Here is a 17,489-nt window from a genome sequence, read left to right as displayed (position 1 = left end):
CTAATTCAAAAGGCTATTTCCCTCATTATAGATTGTAGAATGGTATGAACTATGTGTAGATTTATACAAGAATTAAAGAATTATGAGACCTAACCACTATATCACTGCTGTTTTAATATTGTTTGCGATGCAACAAGGTATTGCACAAAATTTTTATATCGATAAATGGCGCGAGGTAGAGCAATTTGAATTACAAGATAGAATTGAAGATGCTACTCAAGTAGTAGATGAAATTTATAAATATGCTAGACGTAAAAATGATCATGATCAATATATCAAGGTTTTCTTATTCAAATCAAAATACCAATTGATTAACGAGGAAGAAGCGCAGTATAAAATTATCGCTGAGCTGGATAAAATGATCGTAAAAGCTCAATTCCCTAATAAGAATATTTATAACGGAATAAGAGCTAAATTATTAGATGATTATGCTCGTGCAAATCAATGGAAAATTAGACAAAGAACAGCAGTAGAGGATGATGATGTAGATTTTAAAACATGGGATGCAACACGTTTTTATAGCGAGATTCATAATAGCTATCAGGCTTCTCTAGATCAGCCAGAGAAATTAGTTAAGATTCCGCTTAGTGATTACAGCGCTATCATAGGACCTATGGCGCCAGCACGTTTTTTAAGACCTAGCTTACTGGACATATTATCGCACCAGGCTTTAAACTTTTATAAAAGCGGCTATTTCAATCTTACAAAACCCAAAGAGGAGTTTGCTATTACTAAAGAAAATGCTTTTCTCAACACAGCACATTTATTGAAGTTAAAACGGCCAGCTGGAGATACCGTTTTTTCAAAATATGATGTGATGCAGCAGTATGCACATCTAGAAGCCATGCATTTAAAATCAAACAATGACGCTGCTTTTATTCATGTCATTACTGATCGATTATGGTATGCACAAAATCAGCTAGGAAATTATCAGGTTTATGAGGACTATGAAAAAGAACTGCAAAGTATAATAACGTCTTATGATACTAATCCAGCAGTTACCGAGGCTTATTATTATCTAGCTTTATATCATCAAAATCTAAGTAATCAGGTAGGTGAAGAACAGCAGTATAGTCATAGACAGAAAGCTATTCAATTAGTTAATAAGGCTATTGATTTATATCCTAAATCCTATGGAGCTGCGTTGTGCGAGCAGTTGAAAAGTCAGATGTATCAATCGAGCATCAATGTTCAGGTAGAAGATTTAATTATTCCCAATAGGCCACATCGTGGAGTAGTGAGTTATAGCAATGTAGAACAGATTGATTTATACTACATTAAAGTCTCTATGGATGAAGATTTGAAGGATTTGCGATTTGCAGACAGTTTATATCAACAGTTTATCGATAAAGCAATTGATTCTCAAAATTTAGCTCATAAAGAATCTATTCAACTACCTAAAGGCGACGACACTTTTAACCACACCTATGAATATGTTGCACCAGCTATTGAAAAAGGTCGTTATGTGGTGATGGCAAAAACCGATAAAGCTGATGAAGTGAAATACGCACATACTTTTATAACAGTGACTAATCTGACTTTGTTTAAAAAAGATAGCGAACTAGGAACAGCATTACTTATAAAAGATAGAACTACCGGTAAAACAATGAGTAATGTAGATGTTCAAATTTCTTACAACAGAACTGTTAAACGTTTTAAGACGGATAAATACGGTATGCTTGATTATGATATTAAAGCCCTGAGAGGTAATCAAAATGTAATCATTAGTAAAAATGGCGATAGTTTAAAGACTCAATATTATTCTTACCCTAGGGATAGAAATAGGAATAAAATCGAGCATTACGACCTCAATGTAAAAACCTTCATTTATCTAGACCGAGCCATATATAGACCAGGTCAAACGGTTTATTTCAAAGCGATTGTATTACAGAAAAAAGAAAACGAAGAACAATCTGGTATTGTATCTAATGAGCTTCTAGAAATCTATGCCGAAGATGTTAGTGGGACAGAGATTTATAGAACTAAGTTAAAGACTAATGAGTTTGGTAGTATTCATGGATCTTTTGAAATTCCTAAAGATGTACTTACCGGAGAGTTTACTCTATATATTGACGAGCCTGATGAAGAAACGGCTTTTTACAATACAGTAAATGATTGGGAAGATGGTGAAATCAACTTTAAAGTAGAGGAATATAAACGTCCTACTTTTGAAGTAGATTTTAACGAAATCACTGAAACTTATAAGTTGGGTGATAGTGTTACGGTTTCTGGATTTGGGAAAGCCTTTTTGGGTAGTAATGTAACTAACGCAACAGTAACCTATAAAGTAATAAGAAGCTATAATTATGCAAGATGGCGCAGTGGTTATTACGGGAATAGTGAAAAAGTGATTTTACAAGGAGAAACCACTACAGATGCAGATGGAGTTTTTAAAATAAAATTCCTAGCCGAAAACGATAAAGATGCCGACTCAGAATATCAACCGCTGTACACCTATAAAATAGAAGCAGATCTTACTGATCTTAATGGAGAAACTAGAAGTGCTAGCACAACCATGCGAGTGGGAACAAATGCTATTCAAATAACTTCTCAATTGCCTTATCAATTTACAGCAGAAAAAAACACTTTAAAGGTAGGCGTTAAAAACTTGAACGGTCAGTTTGTCAATGGTAAACTTATCGTGGAATTACGCAAGCAACCGCAAGCATCTCATGTTATAATAGCTTCAGGATTACCGCAAGTCGAGTTTCAAGAACTAGATGATAAGACTTACCGCAAAACATTCCCATATGCCGAATTAAGAAAAGACGAAATTGAAACCGACTGGAAAAAAGCACCTATTATATTTAGAAAAGAGCTCACTACAGATTCGTTAACAACTGTAAAGCTTCCAATAACAAAGAACTGGGAAAATGGTGCTTATTATGTTTACATAAGAGCTGTGGAATTGGGACAGAGTTTTGATAATGAAGATGATGTAGTAGATTCTAGAGTAGAAAAAAGTCTTTGGGCAAATCTGGATCTACCATTACAGCCAGAACTTATTTCTAGTTATGGCGAGTTCACTAAAGAGGCCGCAGTATTCAACATGTATACTTCTATGGATGGAGTTTATGCAACACTATCTGTTTGGACAGATCAAGAAATGGTTGAAGAAAAACTCATTTTCCTTAAAAAGGGAAAAACAGAATTAAAATATCCATGGTCTCAAATTAACGGAAAGCAAATAAGTATTCAATTACAAGTTCAAAAAGAAAATGGATTTGAACAAACTAATACGGCTACAGTCGAAAAACCAGTAGATCCAGTAGCTCAGTATCAAATCAAAACACAAAGCTTTAGAAATAAATTACAACCTGATGGCGAAGAAACTTGGTCATTTACCATAAAAGATGATAATCAAATTCCTATGCAGGCTGAGGTGCTAGCGAGTATGTATGATAAGAGTCTGGATGAGTTTGCAACGGCAAATTGGAATGCGCCGTTTATTAGAAATAATCAGTATTCTTTTTCTCCTAGTCTTTATCAAAACACTTCTTATAATAGATCTCAATCGCTCTATGTTCAGTTTCCTAGAACTAGTTTTAATACTTCTCTTGCCTATGATCAGATTTATTATTTTGGTTTATCAATTAATAATAGGAACTATAACGCGAGCTATAAAAACACCTTGTTCAATAAGATTATAGAAGCTGGAGAAGAAAAAGGTTTTGTAACAGGTAAAGTTACTGATATAAATGGCAATCCATTATATGGAACTTTAGTTGTTGTTAAAGGCACAAAAATTGGCGCGCTAGTTGGAGCAAATGGACTTTACAAAATAAAAGCCGACATTAATGATGTACTAGTTTTTAACCATGAGTTTCACAAACCTGTAGAAATCAAAATTAAAAAAGCAGGAATTATTAATGCCGTTTTAGCTGCTGATTTAAACAGCTCGAATGATTATATCAATAATGATATTTTCTTTTTGATTAATAATAGAGGTAATTATAATCATATTAATGACTTTAATTATTATCGAGGCAATCAATACACTAAAAGCTTGATTGGAGATGATGGGATGATTGCCGTAGTAAATTCTAATGCCATTGCTTATGATACTTTGTCAAACGGAAAACTTATAGCTAGAGCATTGCCTGGTGACATCATATTTGCCGAAAACGAAGATTATTTAAGGACTAACTTCACTGGAGCCGATAAAAGAGAATTTAGAGATAGTGATATTAACAATGAGAGTTCAAGAGTATATAGTTCTTATCGAGGAAGAAAAAAATATCCAAATGATAGACCTTACGCAAGCCTAACCCAAACTCTCCAAGGTCAAGTTCCTGGATTAAATATTATTAGTAATTCTGGTCAGCCAGGTGCAAATGCTTTGGTTCAACTTAGAGGTGTCGCGTCTTTGGATGAAAATACAGAGCCATTAATTATAGTTGATGGAGTACCAGTAGATGAAGATTTTTTTAGTGGATTGAATCCTAATGATATTTTTGAAACTGCCATATTAAAAGATGCTGCCGCAACTTCTATTTATGGTAATCGAGGAGCAAATGGAGTCATCATCATTTCCACAAAAGAAGGCATTTCAGCAAATGATCTGGTATTGCGAGAAATGAATTTGAATAATGTTCAAGCTCGCAAAAACCTCCAAGAAACCGCTTTCTTTTTTCCTGAATTAAGAACTGATGAAAAGGGGAATTTAAAATTCTCATTCACTTCACCAGAGGCATTAACCCAATGGAAACTACGACTACTAGCGCACGATAAAAAAGGAAAAACAGCACAATTGGAACAACTAGTGGTGACTCAAAAGGAACTCAACGTTATACCTAATGCACCACGTTTTTTAAGAGAAACGGACACCATACGTTTCTCTGCAAAAATCGCAAATCTGTCAGACGCTGCTATGGATGGAACAGCGCGACTACAGCTGTTTGACGCCATGACTGTGAAAGCGATTGATGTAGAATTAGGCAACGTAAATAACAACAGAGATTTTACCATAGAAAAAGGTGGCAACACCTCAGTAAACTGGACTTTTAGAATTCCGCTAGGGACGCAAGCGGTGACGTATCGCGTTGTAGCTGCTGCAGGAAACTTTTCTGATGGCGAGGAGAATACCTTACCAGTGCTTTCTAACCGCATGCTGGTGAGTGAATCGAGAGCTTTATGGGTGCGTGCTGGTGAAACCCAAACAGCCGTTATGGACAACTTGTTAGAGAGCGATTCTGGTACGATGGCGCATCATCAAATGGTGTTTGAGTACACATCAAATCCGTCGTGGTATGCGATTAAATCATTGCCTTATTTGATGGAATATGAGCATGAATGTGCAGAGCAAACTTTTTCTCGCTACTATGCAAATGCTATGGCACATCATATTTTAACGAGTAATCCTAAGGTAAAAACCGTTTTTGATAGTTGGGCACAAAATGGCACCAATGTAAGTGCACTTGAGAAAAATGAGGAGTTAAAAACAGTGATGTTATCGCACACGCCATGGCTGCGTGATGCACAAAGTGAAGCGCAAAAACAACAGCGACTCGCCACATTATTTGACCTGGCCGAAACTGCCAAACAGAAAAAGAAAACACTTGCAAAATTAGAAAAGCTACAAGGTGATTCTGGTGGTTTTCCATGGTTTAATGGTGGATATACTAATGAGTATATCACGCGTCACATTGCCGCTGGATTAGGTCACATGAAAAAATTAGGTATTAAAAATGATGACACGCCACAGACCGATCGCATGTATAAAAATGCGATAGATGCACTAGATACAGAGTGGAAAAAAAGATTCAATCGCTATCTAGAAAACCATCAAACACTTAAAGATTATAGTTATGGAAATGCGTTTTGGCATTATCAGTATGCGAGAAGTTTTGATGTTTCTATTACAGAAAACAGTGACGAAGTATTAGAGAAGGCTATGGAGTACGCTTTCGCGAAAGCGGAAAAATCATATTCCTCACAGCCACTATATACTAAGTTGCTTATGGCCATCACACTGCATCGCAATGGTAAGACCAAACTAGCCAGCTCCATCATGGAAGGATTGAAACAAACTGCCGTTAAAAGCGATGAAAATGGAATGTTCTGGAAAGAAAATAAAAATAGCTGGTACTGGTACAGTAGCGATATCGAAACGCAAGCTCTTGCCATAGAAGCATTTCAAGAAGTCACTGCCGATTTAAATAGTGTCGAAGAACTTAAAATATGGTTACTTAAAAATAAAAGAATTAACCAGTGGAAATCCACAAAAGCAACTGCCGATGCTACATATGCCTTATTGCTGCAAGGTGGAAAATGGCTGGACGTAGAAGAAAATAACAAAATCACTTGGGGAAACAAGCCTTTACCTGCAGATAAGATGAAAGCAGTAGAGAAAGAAGCCGGAACGGGTTACTTTAAAATCACCATGAATACGCCCGAAGTTTATAAAGAACTGGCTACCGTTATAGTAAAAAATAAAAGTGATGTAACAGGTTATGGTGCGATGTACTGGCAGTATTTTGAGGATCTAGATAAGATTAAAGTAGATGATGATTTGCCATTATCTGTAAAGAAAAAACTCTTCAAAAAAGTAATGACCGATAGTGGAGAGAAGCTAGAGGAAATAACTAGTGAAGATCCTTTAAAAATAGGCGATCTAATCACAGTCAGATTGATTATTAAAACAAATGCTGATATGGATTTTGTCCATTTAAAAGACATGCGTGCGAGTGGTTTTGAACCTGTAGATGTGATTTCAAAGTATAAATGGCAAGATGGATTAGGCTATTATCAAAGCACTAAAGATGTAGCAACGCATTTCTTTTTTGATCAGATGAACAAAGGAACTTATGTTTTTGAATACGACGTGCGAGCCAGCAATGCTGGACAATTTTCTAATGGTATTACACAACTAGAATGTATGTATGCTCCAGAATTCTCAAGTCACAGTGAAGGAATGAGAGTGAAGATCGAGGAATGATTTTAAAACATCTTAAAATAAAAGCAACATGAACTTGGATGTCGTATTTCGAGTGTCTCAATGCTCACTTAATTGAACTTGAAGAGCCACGTTAAGCAAGTAGTGGGCAGTTGGAAGAATAATATTTAGGCTGATCAACGGTTTTTAAAATTTAAAAATAAAATTTTTCACCAATTACCTAATCTAAACTACCTCTTCATCTAGCCTCATAGGCTCTGTAGTAATAGGGCTTATCGTAGGGTAGTAGTTACGCTTGTAGTGTTCGCGTTCATCTTCGCCCAGTTTTTTAATGACTTGATTCCCTAGGTTTTTAGTAACTAGTATTTCTTCTTGATTAGGGAAATGTGGGAACTTCACTTTCCAGCCTAGTATTTTTTTAGATTTACGTTTAATGTATTCCTGAGGAGTGAATTGCTCATGATATGCATGTATAAACTCATGACCAAGAAGAGAAGCGCTGGAAACTCTACCTGTGTTATGTTTAGACCACGGTTTTCTTAAGTTTTTACGAAACATCGCTCCGTCAGTATCAAAAAAAGTTATCGTGTCTGTTGATGGGCTATAAGTATTTTTTTCTCCATCACGTATGGTGATGCTTTTTCCGTGTCGCTGGATAAACTCTTCTAATATGTTGACTATTTTACCGTCATTAAATTCTACTTCTAGTGCTTTAGTTTCATACAGAAAGTCTAATGTCATCATGCAATTATTGTAAAACAATGTTGCATTAGCATCTGGTTGACGATTTGGATAATAGTGATATGGCGAGGTGTGCCACTGCTTTCCATCGTGCCATAAAATTTTAATATTGCTTTCTAACATGATACTCATAAATGCTATGTGTTATTTCCCGTATTTACGGATGGCTTCTTTAATGCGTTCAACACGGTTTTCTGGATCTGGATGTGTGCTTTGAAACTCTGGAGCACGATTGGGTCCAGCGGCATTTTTTAAAATTTCCATGACGCCTATCATTTCATAAGGGTCATAACCGGCGTCTATCATCATTTTAACACCTAGATCATCACTCTGTAATTCGTCATCACGTCCATATTTCATGGTTAACATTTGAGCGATAGAGGCTGCTGCCTCGCCGCCGCCATCTGTCCCAACACTTACACCAGTGATAACGCCTTGTGCCAGTCCTTGCTGGCTCATACGCTCTGCACTATGTCTTGCTATGACGTGACCTATTTCATGTCCCATAACGCCTGCGAGTTGATCTTCATTTTCTAGCTGACTATAAAGAGCTGCAGTAATGAAACACTGTCCACCAGGTAATGCAAATGCGTTTATTGTTCTGTCATCTGCAAGAAGATGAAAGTCGTATTGATAGTCTGTATTTCTACCTATGCTGCTATTGACTAATTTTTTACCTACACGATCTAGTTGAGCTTGTGCATTTTGATCTGGATGCAAGCCGCCGTATTCAGCAATCATACTAGGAGCAGCACTTAATCCCATGGCGATTTCTTGGTCTGTGCTCAAGTCTACATATTGGGTTTCGCCAGTGAAGTTGTTCGTTTCTGCACTTGAGCAATATTTAAGAACAGCAAAAGCAACAATGGCTAGTCCTATAAATAATCTGATTTTTCCTGATCCGCCTCTCATGATGGTTGGTTTTATAACATGCCTAAATTAGAAAAAAAATAACGGAATCATTTTTTTATTGAAGTGAAGGATTCACTCCTTTAATGTGTTCGTTATAATACCTTAATAAACGTTCATCGCTTATTTTTTCCATCCCTAGAATGTCTTGACTTCTTAAAAAGATCAAGAAGTCGGTTTCTGAAAGGTATTCTTTGAGCAACTTACGCGAAAGCGGTGCATAGCTATAATGCCATGGTTCATATTTAAAACCTGTTCGATTTTCATTTAGTGTATAGACCAGTTCAAAACCATAGGTGGCTGCGTGTTGTTCCATCCAATCTTTCATCTTGCAAAAAGGTCCTTCTCCGTGGAATTTATTGGGTACTAGTACATCACCGCTGTATGAAGCGCCTTGATCTATAATATCCATGTCTGTTCCCCAGTGATGTCTACTCGTTCCTGGAACGGTTGAATACTCTACGATTTTATCAAATATAGCATCGGGAGCAAGGCCTTGAGCGGTATATTTTTTATATTTTCTATTCCAGATTTGCCGCTGTCTATTAAAACTGCGATAGCCAGAGACGATTTTTAGATCGATACCATCTTTAAGTGCAGCGGCTCGCATTTTATTGAACGCACTTTGTGCATCTGACTCTAGCGCATTCTCAACATTTGTAGTTTGTCCAGTAAGTTGCTGGGTGCTTATTTGCGCAGTAGTGCTTGCAAAGAGGAATAAAAAGAATATGGTTGTTAATTTCATAATGCTTTATACATTTTATAATGGATACCTACTGTAGCAATTTCAAATGGTTCACTTACTATTTGATATCCTTTTTTCTTATAAAAAGATACGGCGCTTTCACGAGCGTTGAACCATAATGCGAGCACATTTTTATTCTTCAGCATTTCTTCGGCATGATTAATTAGTTGACTACCTAGTTGTTGACCTTGAATTTCTGCCTTTATCGCCATTCCTCTTAATTGATAGCACTGTTGATGTTCTAGCGAAATTAATTCTTCAATATTAAGATCTTTATTCATTAAAAATGTTGCAACGCCATGGAGTCGTTCTTCTACAAAGATGCCTAAATGAATGGTCGTATTTAAATCATCGCCCTCAAAATAACAATCTGTTATAGGTCTACCAGCTCTTAAGACTGGATGACGTACTGGATAAGTCTCAATACCAGAAATATTACGAATTTCTAAATTCATCATTTGTGATTTTATAGCATCGCGCAGGTTTAACTCCAGACCATAAAAATCGATGGTCTAACTTCATTTTTAATCGTTGTGCTACTTTTTGTGAACCATAATTATGCTCATGTATATGAGCTTCAACAACTTTTAAATGATGATCTTCAAATGCGTGTTGTAATACGCGTCTAGTTGATTCTGTTGCATATCCTTTACCCCAATATTTTTTCATAAAACGATAGCCGGTATCCACAAAGTCGCCGTCTACATGATATTTTAGTCCCGTCCAGCCTATAAATACATCATCTTCCTTACGTATCACAGCCAGTCTACCCATATGATATTTTCTAATCTGACCTTGAGGATTATTACTGTAGTCTATAGCAAATTTGCGTGCGTCTTCTACATCTTTAAAAGGTATGTCACCTGTGTAACGCATGACCTCTTCATCATCATTAAGCTCAAATAAATAGGGTGCATCAGACTCTTCAAAAGGCCTTAGAATTAATCGATCTGTTTCAAATCTTAGTATCATACACGAGTATCACTCCAGTCACTATGTCTGTCAAAAACAACTTCGGCAAATGGACATAATGGATTGATTTTTAAGTTTTCCGCTTTCGCGAAAGTATAACTTGCTTCTATCAATTTACTACCTAAACCATTACCTTCCATACTTGGGTTAACTTCAGTATGATCAATGGTCATGATTTGATTTTCTAAGGTGTAAGTTAGTTCAGCAACAGTGTTGCCGTCCTTCTTCATGTAAAAGATTCCTCTTTTATCGTTCTGTTTATGTTGAATAGGAAAGTCCATTATTTTTATTTTAAAATTACTTTATTACACTAATTGTGCAAAATTATATCCGGTTTTCACTTCTAGAGGCTCTTGATCTTTAAGGAATACACGAGCTGTATGTGGTCCATGTAAAATTTCTTGGTCATTTTTCACCCTAATATAACTGCCTTCTCTAAGTCCTATTACTGGAATGGCGTTGTAAAAATGAAATTCCTTAATACGTTGCTCGCGTGTTTCTCCCATATGCGTAGAGCCTTTAATAGGGTCTAAATAATGTGGATTAATGTTGTATCCTAGGGCACCTGTGGTTTTAAAGGTTACAGGTTCTACAATAGGCATGTCATTTGTTGTGCGCATGTTAAGACCACAAATGTTACTACCAGCACTAGTTCCCATGTAAAAGGTACCATTAAAAATAACTTTTCTTAATGATGCCATTAATTCTATATCGTGAAGCGCTTTTACTAGTTGAAATGTATTACCACCACCTGTAAAAATTGCTGTTGCTTGCAATAGCGCATCTTCTTTATCTTCTACGGTATGTAGGCCAGTAACACTGATTCCGTGAGGTTGTAAAACTTGGTGTACTTTTTGAGTATACGCATCATGTGATATGCCACCTGGTCTTGCAAAGGGAATAAACAATAGGTCTGTGATATTTTCTTCTTTAAAAACAGTTAGTAAATCTTCTAGCAAATATTGAAGGTAACCACTGCCATGTATGGTTGATGTACTTGCAACAATCATGTTTCTCATAAGAAAGCTTTTGAGCAAAGGTATTTAACAATTAATTGGATAATGTTATCGTTATCTAAAAGGCAATTTGATTTAAATTGCTTAACATAAATACAACTATGAAAAATTTCATTTACATATTTCTGTTTTTGGGAATGTTATCTAATGCCCAAGTACAACGTGTACAGATCAAAGGAACCATAAGTTCAGAACTAAATACAGATTTAAGCGGTATTACAATTTTTAACAACAGTTCTCTAGAAGGTACAGTTACAAACGATAGTGGAGTGTTTTATATCGATGTAAAAAAAGGAGATCAACTATCCTTTAAGGCAATTCAATTTGAATCATTCTCTTTAAACGTGTCTGAAAAGGTTGTTGAAGAAAAGAGAATTGATTTAGGTCTTAATCCAGACGTTAAAGATTTAGAGACCGTTAATTTAAGCACCACTAGTTTTATGATTCCGGTTAAAAGAATAGAAACCGTAGATTCTGGATTAGAGAAAGTGTCTCTTGAAAATATTAAAACAGCAGCAGTTGATCGTATCGATAACACATTTTCTAATCGTGTGAGACAACCAGAAGAGTACGAGGTGCGTGCAGAAGCCTTTCAGCAAAGTCAGCCACGATTTAATATGGTAGGTCTTTCAACTACTATAAATACTGCTAATATTGCGAGAAGCCTTGATGTAAAGAATATATCTAAAGATGATAGTGTGCCCATTGAGACTAATGCGCTAGTATTACTTAAAAATAAATACAGTAAAGAATACCTTTTAAATTATCTAGATTTGGAAGAAAAAGACTTTATTGAATATGGGTATTTTGTGCAAGATAATGGTCTTACTAAAGATCTTGTTCAGGCCGATAATGAGTTAGATCTTTTAGAGTTTCTATCTCAGCAAGCTGTGATATTTAAAAAGCGTAAAAAGACAACAAATGAATAAGTTTCTACTTTTGTTTTTGATCTCTTATATGGCCATAGGCCAGCAAGAGCGCGTTCAGATTTCTGGTTATATTCAAAATGAGCTAGATGAACCTGTTGAAGGGATTACTATTTTCAATGAAAACAGTTATGAGGTAACAGTAACATCTGCAACAGGTTCTTATCGAATAGATGTTATGGCTGGCGACAAAATTGTTTTTAAATCTGTTGATCATGAGCCGGTCACACTTATAGTTACAGATCGTACTATAAAAGAAAAAGTAGTTGCAATTACATTAGGTAGTGGAGTGAATGTGCTGGATGAGGTACTCTTAGAGGGTGATCAAAACATCAGCTTAAACCTTAAAAGACTTGAAACAGCAGACACTAGACTCGAAAAAATTTCTGGACAAAACATGTGGACACCAGCAATCGATAGAACTGAGAACACATTGTCTGATATGGTGCGCCAGCCAGAAGATTATGATTTACGCCATGAGGCTATGATGCAATCCCAGCCACGTTACAACATGTTTAATCTGGTAGGTTTATTAGCAGCAGTAGTATTAAATACAGCGCTAAATGCTATTAATTTTGATTTTGGATCAGCAAACACGGTTGAAGAACGTTTTGATGTAGCGGTATTGAAAAATCAGTTTGATGCTGACTATTTAGTAGAGTTTTTAGATATTGATAAAGAGAATCTTTACGATTTCATTTATTTTGCGACAGATCGAGGATTGAATAATCAACTCATGCAACCAGAAAATGAACTCGTTTTACTGCAGTTCTTGTCAGACACTGCAACAGCCTATAAAGAAAGAAAGCAATAATTAAAAGATACAATGATGAAAAAAATAACCACATTATTATTCATGGCAGCTGCCTTGGTAATGACGACATCCTGCGATAGTGATGATGACTTACCGGTCTCGCAACCTATTCAAGTAAATACTTTTTGCTATGGAGACCAGACGACTAATTTTGAAACCATAGGTGCCATTAGAGAAGAGCCTCAACTTAGTGGTGGCACAGGCGTATTAACAGAAGTTACCGTATTAGGTGACGGGTTACAACTCAACGATATGGATGAAATAGAAGGAGCTGGTGTTTTGATGCAAATCAATTTTTATGGTAATTCTGTAGATAATTTTCAAACAGGACTCTATCAGATTGCGAACACTGAAGAGCCAGCAGACGCATCCCTAAGTTACAGTCTCGATTTTGATTCTACCGCGATGTTTAATACATCAACAGCTTTAGAAAGCGGATTCATAAGAGTGGAAACTTATCAAACTGGATATGCTATTACGGTAGATGGACTAGATACAAATGGTGATGAATTTCATGGTGTTTATCTAGGAAACGTAGCTCTTTTACAATAGACTAATTTTAAAAGGATTAAATCCTTACTTCTGTATGAAATACATATTCCTATTCTTATTGATGCCATTTCTATCACAGGCATCTTATGGAAATCATGATGCTGATGAATTACGCTTTCGCGAAAGCGTAAACATTACAGCTCATAAATATTACCTGTCAGTATCAAATCTAAAGTATAATGCAAAGGTTGGAGCACTTCAAATGACCTCTCGTTTTTTTATTGATGATTTAGAAGATGTACTGTCTGCAAGAGCAGATGAGAATATCATACTGACGGAAGATGGTAACTTAACAAAGCATAAACAATTAATAGGTGATTACTTTACTTCTAGATTACGTGTCAAAGTTGATGGAGATTTAATACCTATCGATTACTTAGGGTCGGAGATAGATAACGATCAATTAGTATTATACATTGAGATACCTGTAGATCGAGAACCTTTAGAAATCGAGATGCGATTTACAGCACTTATGGAGCTATTTGAAGATCAAAAAAATATGGTTCATCTTAAAATAAGAGGTGAACGTAAGACATTACTTATGGTTGCAAAAAAGAAAATAGACTCTGTGAAGTTTTAGTTAAATTTCTTTTGAGTAATCTATTATTCTTATTTTAGCAACTCTATAAACTAAATCAAAAAAATGAAAGCTATTAAACTATTGTTTATCAGTATGTTGATGGTTTCTTTTTCAGGTTTTGCTCAAGAAGCAGAACAAGCAGAAGAGCCTAAGGCAGAAGAACATTACAACATTAACAAATTCCGCCAGCTATATCAGGAGTTTTCTACTCCTAATCAGTATCGTAGTGCTAGTGGTGCTCCAGGTCCTAAATATTACCAGCAACGTGCTGATTATGAAATGGACATTAGATTAGATGATGAGAATCACCACATCTATGGTTATGAAACGATTACTTATACTAACAATTCTCCAGATGTATTAGATTATCTATGGGTACAGTTAGATCAAAACATGCGTGCAAAAGATTCTAAAACACCTTTAATTGAAGGTGGTGGAGTAGCTCCATTTGCACAGCCTGCAGGTTTTGCTGGTGAGTATCTTTCAGAGCCTTTTGATGGTGGATTTAATATTAAAAAGGTTTTGGACTCAAAGGGTAATCCTTTAAAGTACATGATCAATCAGACCATGATGAGAGTTGAAATGCCTAAAGCACTTGCTCCAGGTAAGAAATTTGAATTTGACATTGAATGGGACTATAACGTTAATAATCATGTTGAAGGTCGTGGTCGTAGTGGTTATGAAGAATTTCCTGATGGACACAGAGCTTATGTGATTGCACAATTCTATCCACGTATGTGTGTTTATAATGATGTTGAAGGATGGCAAAACAGCCAGTTCTGGGGACGTGATGAATTTGCATTACCATTCGGTTCTTTTGAAGTTAATATCACAGTACCAGAAGATCACTGGTTAGATGGAACAGGTAAATTGACTAACCGTAAAGATGTTTACAGTAGTGAAGAGTTGAGAAGATATGAAATGGCTCAACGTACTTATGATGAGCCTGTAGTGATACGTACGCAACAAGAGGCTGAAAAGCTAGCGATGATGCCAGGTGCAACTAAGATGAAAACTTGGAAGTTAAAAGCAGATTATGTTCGTGACTTTGGATGGACTTCTTCTCGCCGCTATATTGCAGATGCAATGGCTGTAAAAGTAGGAGATAAAGATGTGATGGCTGTATCTATATATGCACCAGAAGGTAATCCTTTATGGGAGCAATGGTCTACTAAGGCTGTAGCTCAAACATTAAAGTCTTATTCTAGAATGACATTCGACTACCCTTATCACAAGGCGATATCAGTTCACGCAAAAAATCAAGGAATGGAATATCCTATGATCTGTTGGAACTATGGACGTCCAGATGCAGAAGGAAACTACAGTGATCGTGTTAAGTTTGGTATGATATCAGTTATTATACATGAAGTAGGTCATAACTATTTCCCTATGATTGTGAATAGTGATGAACGCCAGTGGACATGGATGGATGAAGGATTGAATACATTTGTTCAATATGTTGCAGAGCAGGATATGGGAGAAAATTATCCAGCGTCTATTGAAGGATTGGATGCATATCCATCTCGTCGTGGACCTGCAGCAGCAATTGTTCCTTACATGGCAGGAGATCAAAGGTATATCGCTCCTATAATGAGTAAAGGTTTGAATACTTATCAGTTTGGTTCTAATGCTTATGGTAAGCCAGGTACCGCTTTAAATATTTTACGTGAAACGGTAATGGGACGTGAGTTATTTGATTACTCTTTCCGTACTTATTCTCAACGATGGATGTTTAAGCACCCAACACCAGAGGATTTCTTCCGTACTATGGAAGATGCAAGTGCAATGGACCTAGACTGGTTCTGGAGAGGTTGGTTCTATACCACTCAATTCAATGATATGGGAATTAAGTCTGTAGATAAATTTTATGTATCTGCGGATATGAATCAAGAGATGAAAGACTACCTTGAAGAAAGAAATATTCCTAAAGATCGAGTTCCACAACTTGTTTACATGGTTAAAGAAGGTAGTGAAGACTATAAAGAAGAAATGAAAGGAAAAGCTCCTAGTGAAGTTGTAAGCGATTTAAAAGATTATATGATGGACAACTTTACTGCAGAGCAACGTGCTGCAATGAAAGAGCCTAAGTATTTCTATCAAATCACGGTTGAAAAGCCAGGTGGATTAGTAATGCCTATTATCATTGAGTACACTTATGCTGACGGTACTACTGAAACAGCTACTCATCCAGCAGAAATCTGGAGATTGAATGATAAAGAAGTAAGTCTATCTAAAGCGACTCAAAAAGAGATTGTAGGAATCGTTATCGATCCTAAGTTAGAGACTGCAGATATTGATACCTCTAATAACTCATGGCCACAAGAACCAAAAGTTGATAAGTTTGAAGAGATGAAACAATAAGAAGTATTTAACTAATATTTTTAAAAACCAGATTCACAATGAATCTGGTTTTTTTGTGTTATAAGGTTAAGCATTATATTCGTCATATGAAGTACAGCATTATTTTTATACTCAGTTTTTTCATATTTAGTTGTGATGATCCATCATTAGAGGATCCAAATTCTGGTATATATGAGGTAATAGAGCCTATACAAGACTTAAGGCAGCTATCTTCAATACAGGTAGCTATCAATACACCAACTAACATTACTCGTGACATAAATTTTATATATAATGGGCTAGATTTACTTTCTAGTATAATGGAGACAGGTAACCTTAATCAATCTACAACTGCCAATTATAGTAACGGTAATAAATTAGAAAACTTAATTATCGAGGAAGCTGTAGTGCCTGCGGTTAATGTTAATGTAGCTTACGGAAACGATGACAGTGTGCAAGCTATATCAACCGTTGAGTTAAGCTATATAGACATGGCAGGTGTTACGCATCATAAAACTTTGTATATAGATCCGCAAAATAGATTTAATAGGGTAGTGACTAGAGAAACTGATCTATCTGGCGTTACATCACAAGTTGAGGAGTTGAGACTTGAGTATTCTCAAAATTTTAATGTTTTACGTATTGAAGAAATTGCAAATGATGGCTTTACTATAACGGGATATTCTGATTTCACTTATAACTTTAATAATAATCCGTTTACAGATATGAATGATATCATCAGGCTTTATATGTTTGATGAGTTTGTTCCTTATAGTCGTTATTTGCCAGCAACTCGTTTAGATTACGATCTTTCTACTGGTACTGCTATATTAGAGCGCAGTATTGATTATCAATATGTACTAGATTCTGAAGGTTATCCAGTTTCTAGAGAGCTATCCGTGACAGAAGGGTTAATGACTACTTTTTACTTTGAATTCTTTAATTATCGATGATAAATTATAACATTCTTAAATAACTATGAATGGTGCAAATAGTATA

At 35.9% G+C, this 17,489-nt stretch carries 14 protein-coding genes; 7 read left to right on the top strand and 7 right to left on the bottom strand.

Features of this window, described 5'->3' with window-relative positions:
* The first annotated feature begins 82 nt into the window (after window positions 1-82).
* Window positions 83-6,937: an alpha-2-macroglobulin family protein gene (locus tag IL45_RS07700; RefSeq protein ID WP_036582409.1), complete on the top strand. Its 6,855-nt coding sequence runs from the start codon at window positions 83-85 to the stop codon at window positions 6,935-6,937.
* A gap of 183 nt (window positions 6,938-7,120) precedes the next feature.
* On the opposite strand, the gene IL45_RS07695 is transcribed toward IL45_RS07700, so the two are convergent.
* From IL45_RS07695 to pepE, 7 genes are read right to left on the bottom strand one after another with little or no spacing between them, the layout of a single operon-like run.
* Complete coding sequence (locus IL45_RS07695; RefSeq protein WP_146128621.1) at window positions 7,121-7,768, bottom strand: hypothetical protein; 648 nt, start codon at window positions 7,766-7,768, stop codon at window positions 7,121-7,123.
* A gap of 12 nt (window positions 7,769-7,780) precedes the next feature.
* The gene (locus tag IL45_RS07690) at window positions 7,781-8,548 is read right to left on the bottom strand and encodes a M48 family metalloprotease (protein ID WP_036582405.1); all 768 of its coding nucleotides are present in this window, start codon (window positions 8,546-8,548) and stop codon (window positions 7,781-7,783) included.
* A 55-nt stretch (window positions 8,549-8,603) separates the two neighbouring features.
* Entirely contained in the window at window positions 8,604-9,290 is a 687-nt protein-coding gene (locus tag IL45_RS07685) for a M15 family metallopeptidase (RefSeq protein WP_036582403.1), read from the bottom strand.
* Window positions 9,287-9,745: a GNAT family N-acetyltransferase gene (locus tag IL45_RS07680; RefSeq protein WP_235183331.1), complete on the bottom strand. Its 459-nt coding sequence runs from the start codon at window positions 9,743-9,745 to the stop codon at window positions 9,287-9,289. The genes IL45_RS07685 and IL45_RS07680 overlap by 4 nt, the downstream gene beginning before the upstream one ends.
* Window positions 9,726-10,262 carry a GNAT family N-acetyltransferase gene (locus IL45_RS07675; protein ID WP_036582398.1) on the bottom strand — a complete coding sequence of 179 codons (537 nt, stop codon included), beginning with the start codon at window positions 10,260-10,262 and terminating at the stop codon, window positions 9,726-9,728. The genes IL45_RS07680 and IL45_RS07675 overlap by 20 nt, the downstream gene beginning before the upstream one ends.
* Window positions 10,259-10,543: a GNAT family N-acetyltransferase gene (locus IL45_RS07670; RefSeq protein WP_036582396.1), complete on the bottom strand. Its 285-nt coding sequence runs from the start codon at window positions 10,541-10,543 to the stop codon at window positions 10,259-10,261. Before IL45_RS07670 ends, IL45_RS07675 begins: the two co-directional genes overlap by 4 nt.
* 24 nt (window positions 10,544-10,567) lie before the next feature.
* The gene (pepE, locus tag IL45_RS07665) at window positions 10,568-11,281 is read right to left on the bottom strand and encodes a dipeptidase PepE (RefSeq protein WP_036582392.1); all 714 of its coding nucleotides are present in this window, start codon (window positions 11,279-11,281) and stop codon (window positions 10,568-10,570) included.
* 98 nt (window positions 11,282-11,379) lie between these two features.
* Between pepE and IL45_RS07660 the strand changes: the two genes are divergently transcribed.
* The 6 genes from IL45_RS07660 (at window position 11,380) to IL45_RS07635 (ending at window position 17,443) form a co-directional block, all read left to right on the top strand.
* Window positions 11,380-12,207 (top strand): carboxypeptidase-like regulatory domain-containing protein, encoded by an 828-nt coding sequence (locus IL45_RS07660; protein ID WP_146128620.1) that lies wholly within the window; start codon window positions 11,380-11,382, stop codon window positions 12,205-12,207.
* Window positions 12,200-13,018, top strand: coding sequence for a hypothetical protein (locus IL45_RS07655; protein WP_036582387.1), 819 nt, complete (start codon window positions 12,200-12,202; stop codon window positions 13,016-13,018). The genes IL45_RS07660 and IL45_RS07655 overlap by 8 nt, the downstream gene beginning before the upstream one ends.
* 15 nt (window positions 13,019-13,033) lie before the next feature.
* A complete protein-coding gene (locus IL45_RS07650) occupies window positions 13,034-13,570 on the top strand; it encodes a hypothetical protein (RefSeq protein WP_036582385.1) in 537 nt (178 codons plus the stop codon).
* Window positions 13,571-13,604: 34 nt separating this feature from the next.
* A complete protein-coding gene (locus tag IL45_RS07645; RefSeq protein WP_146128619.1) occupies window positions 13,605-14,150 on the top strand; it encodes a DUF6702 family protein in 546 nt (181 codons plus the stop codon).
* A 63-nt stretch (window positions 14,151-14,213) separates the two neighbouring features.
* Window positions 14,214-16,511, top strand: a complete 2,298-nt coding sequence (locus tag IL45_RS07640; RefSeq protein ID WP_036582379.1) for a M1 family metallopeptidase — start codon at window positions 14,214-14,216, stop codon at window positions 16,509-16,511.
* 86 nt (window positions 16,512-16,597) lie between these two features.
* Window positions 16,598-17,443: a hypothetical protein gene (locus IL45_RS07635; RefSeq protein WP_036582377.1), complete on the top strand. Its 846-nt coding sequence runs from the start codon at window positions 16,598-16,600 to the stop codon at window positions 17,441-17,443.
* Window positions 17,444-17,489: the final 46 nt, after the last annotated feature.

Source organism: Nonlabens ulvanivorans (genome assembly GCF_000732625.1).
GTDB classification, from domain to species: domain Bacteria; phylum Bacteroidota; class Bacteroidia; order Flavobacteriales; family Flavobacteriaceae; genus Nonlabens; species Nonlabens ulvanivorans.
The sequence above is the reverse complement of the archived record's forward strand: the minus strand, read 5'-3'. Positions and strand labels throughout refer to the sequence as shown.

What these genes read in the sequence shown, in the direction of transcription:
- IL45_RS07655 (WP_036582387.1), top strand. Translation starts at nt 12,200, where the DNA reads ATGAATAAGTTTCTACTTTTGTTTTTGATCTCTTATATGGCCATAGGC.
- IL45_RS07640 (WP_036582379.1), top strand. Translation starts at nt 14,214, where the DNA reads ATGAAAGCTATTAAACTATTGTTTATCAGTATGTTGATGGTTTCTTTT.
- pepE (WP_036582392.1), bottom strand. Translation starts at nt 11,281, where the DNA reads ATGAGAAACATGATTGTTGCAAGTACATCAACCATACATGGCAGTGGT.
- IL45_RS07645 (WP_146128619.1), top strand. Translation starts at nt 13,605, where the DNA reads ATGAAATACATATTCCTATTCTTATTGATGCCATTTCTATCACAGGCA.
- IL45_RS07680 (WP_235183331.1), bottom strand. Translation starts at nt 9,745, where the DNA reads ATGAATTTAGAAATTCGTAATATTTCTGGTATTGAGACTTATCCAGTA.
- IL45_RS07685 (WP_036582403.1), bottom strand. Translation starts at nt 9,290, where the DNA reads ATGAAATTAACAACCATATTCTTTTTATTCCTCTTTGCAAGCACTACT.
- IL45_RS07690 (WP_036582405.1), bottom strand. Translation starts at nt 8,548, where the DNA reads ATGAGAGGCGGATCAGGAAAAATCAGATTATTTATAGGACTAGCCATT.
- IL45_RS07700 (WP_036582409.1), top strand. Translation starts at nt 83, where the DNA reads ATGAGACCTAACCACTATATCACTGCTGTTTTAATATTGTTTGCGATG.
- IL45_RS07675 (WP_036582398.1), bottom strand. Translation starts at nt 10,262, where the DNA reads ATGATACTAAGATTTGAAACAGATCGATTAATTCTAAGGCCTTTTGAA.
- IL45_RS07660 (WP_146128620.1), top strand. Translation starts at nt 11,380, where the DNA reads ATGAAAAATTTCATTTACATATTTCTGTTTTTGGGAATGTTATCTAAT.
- IL45_RS07650 (WP_036582385.1), top strand. Translation starts at nt 13,034, where the DNA reads ATGAAAAAAATAACCACATTATTATTCATGGCAGCTGCCTTGGTAATG.
- IL45_RS07670 (WP_036582396.1), bottom strand. Translation starts at nt 10,543, where the DNA reads ATGGACTTTCCTATTCAACATAAACAGAACGATAAAAGAGGAATCTTT.
- IL45_RS07695 (WP_146128621.1), bottom strand. Translation starts at nt 7,768, where the DNA reads ATGAGTATCATGTTAGAAAGCAATATTAAAATTTTATGGCACGATGGA.
- IL45_RS07635 (WP_036582377.1), top strand. Translation starts at nt 16,598, where the DNA reads ATGAAGTACAGCATTATTTTTATACTCAGTTTTTTCATATTTAGTTGT.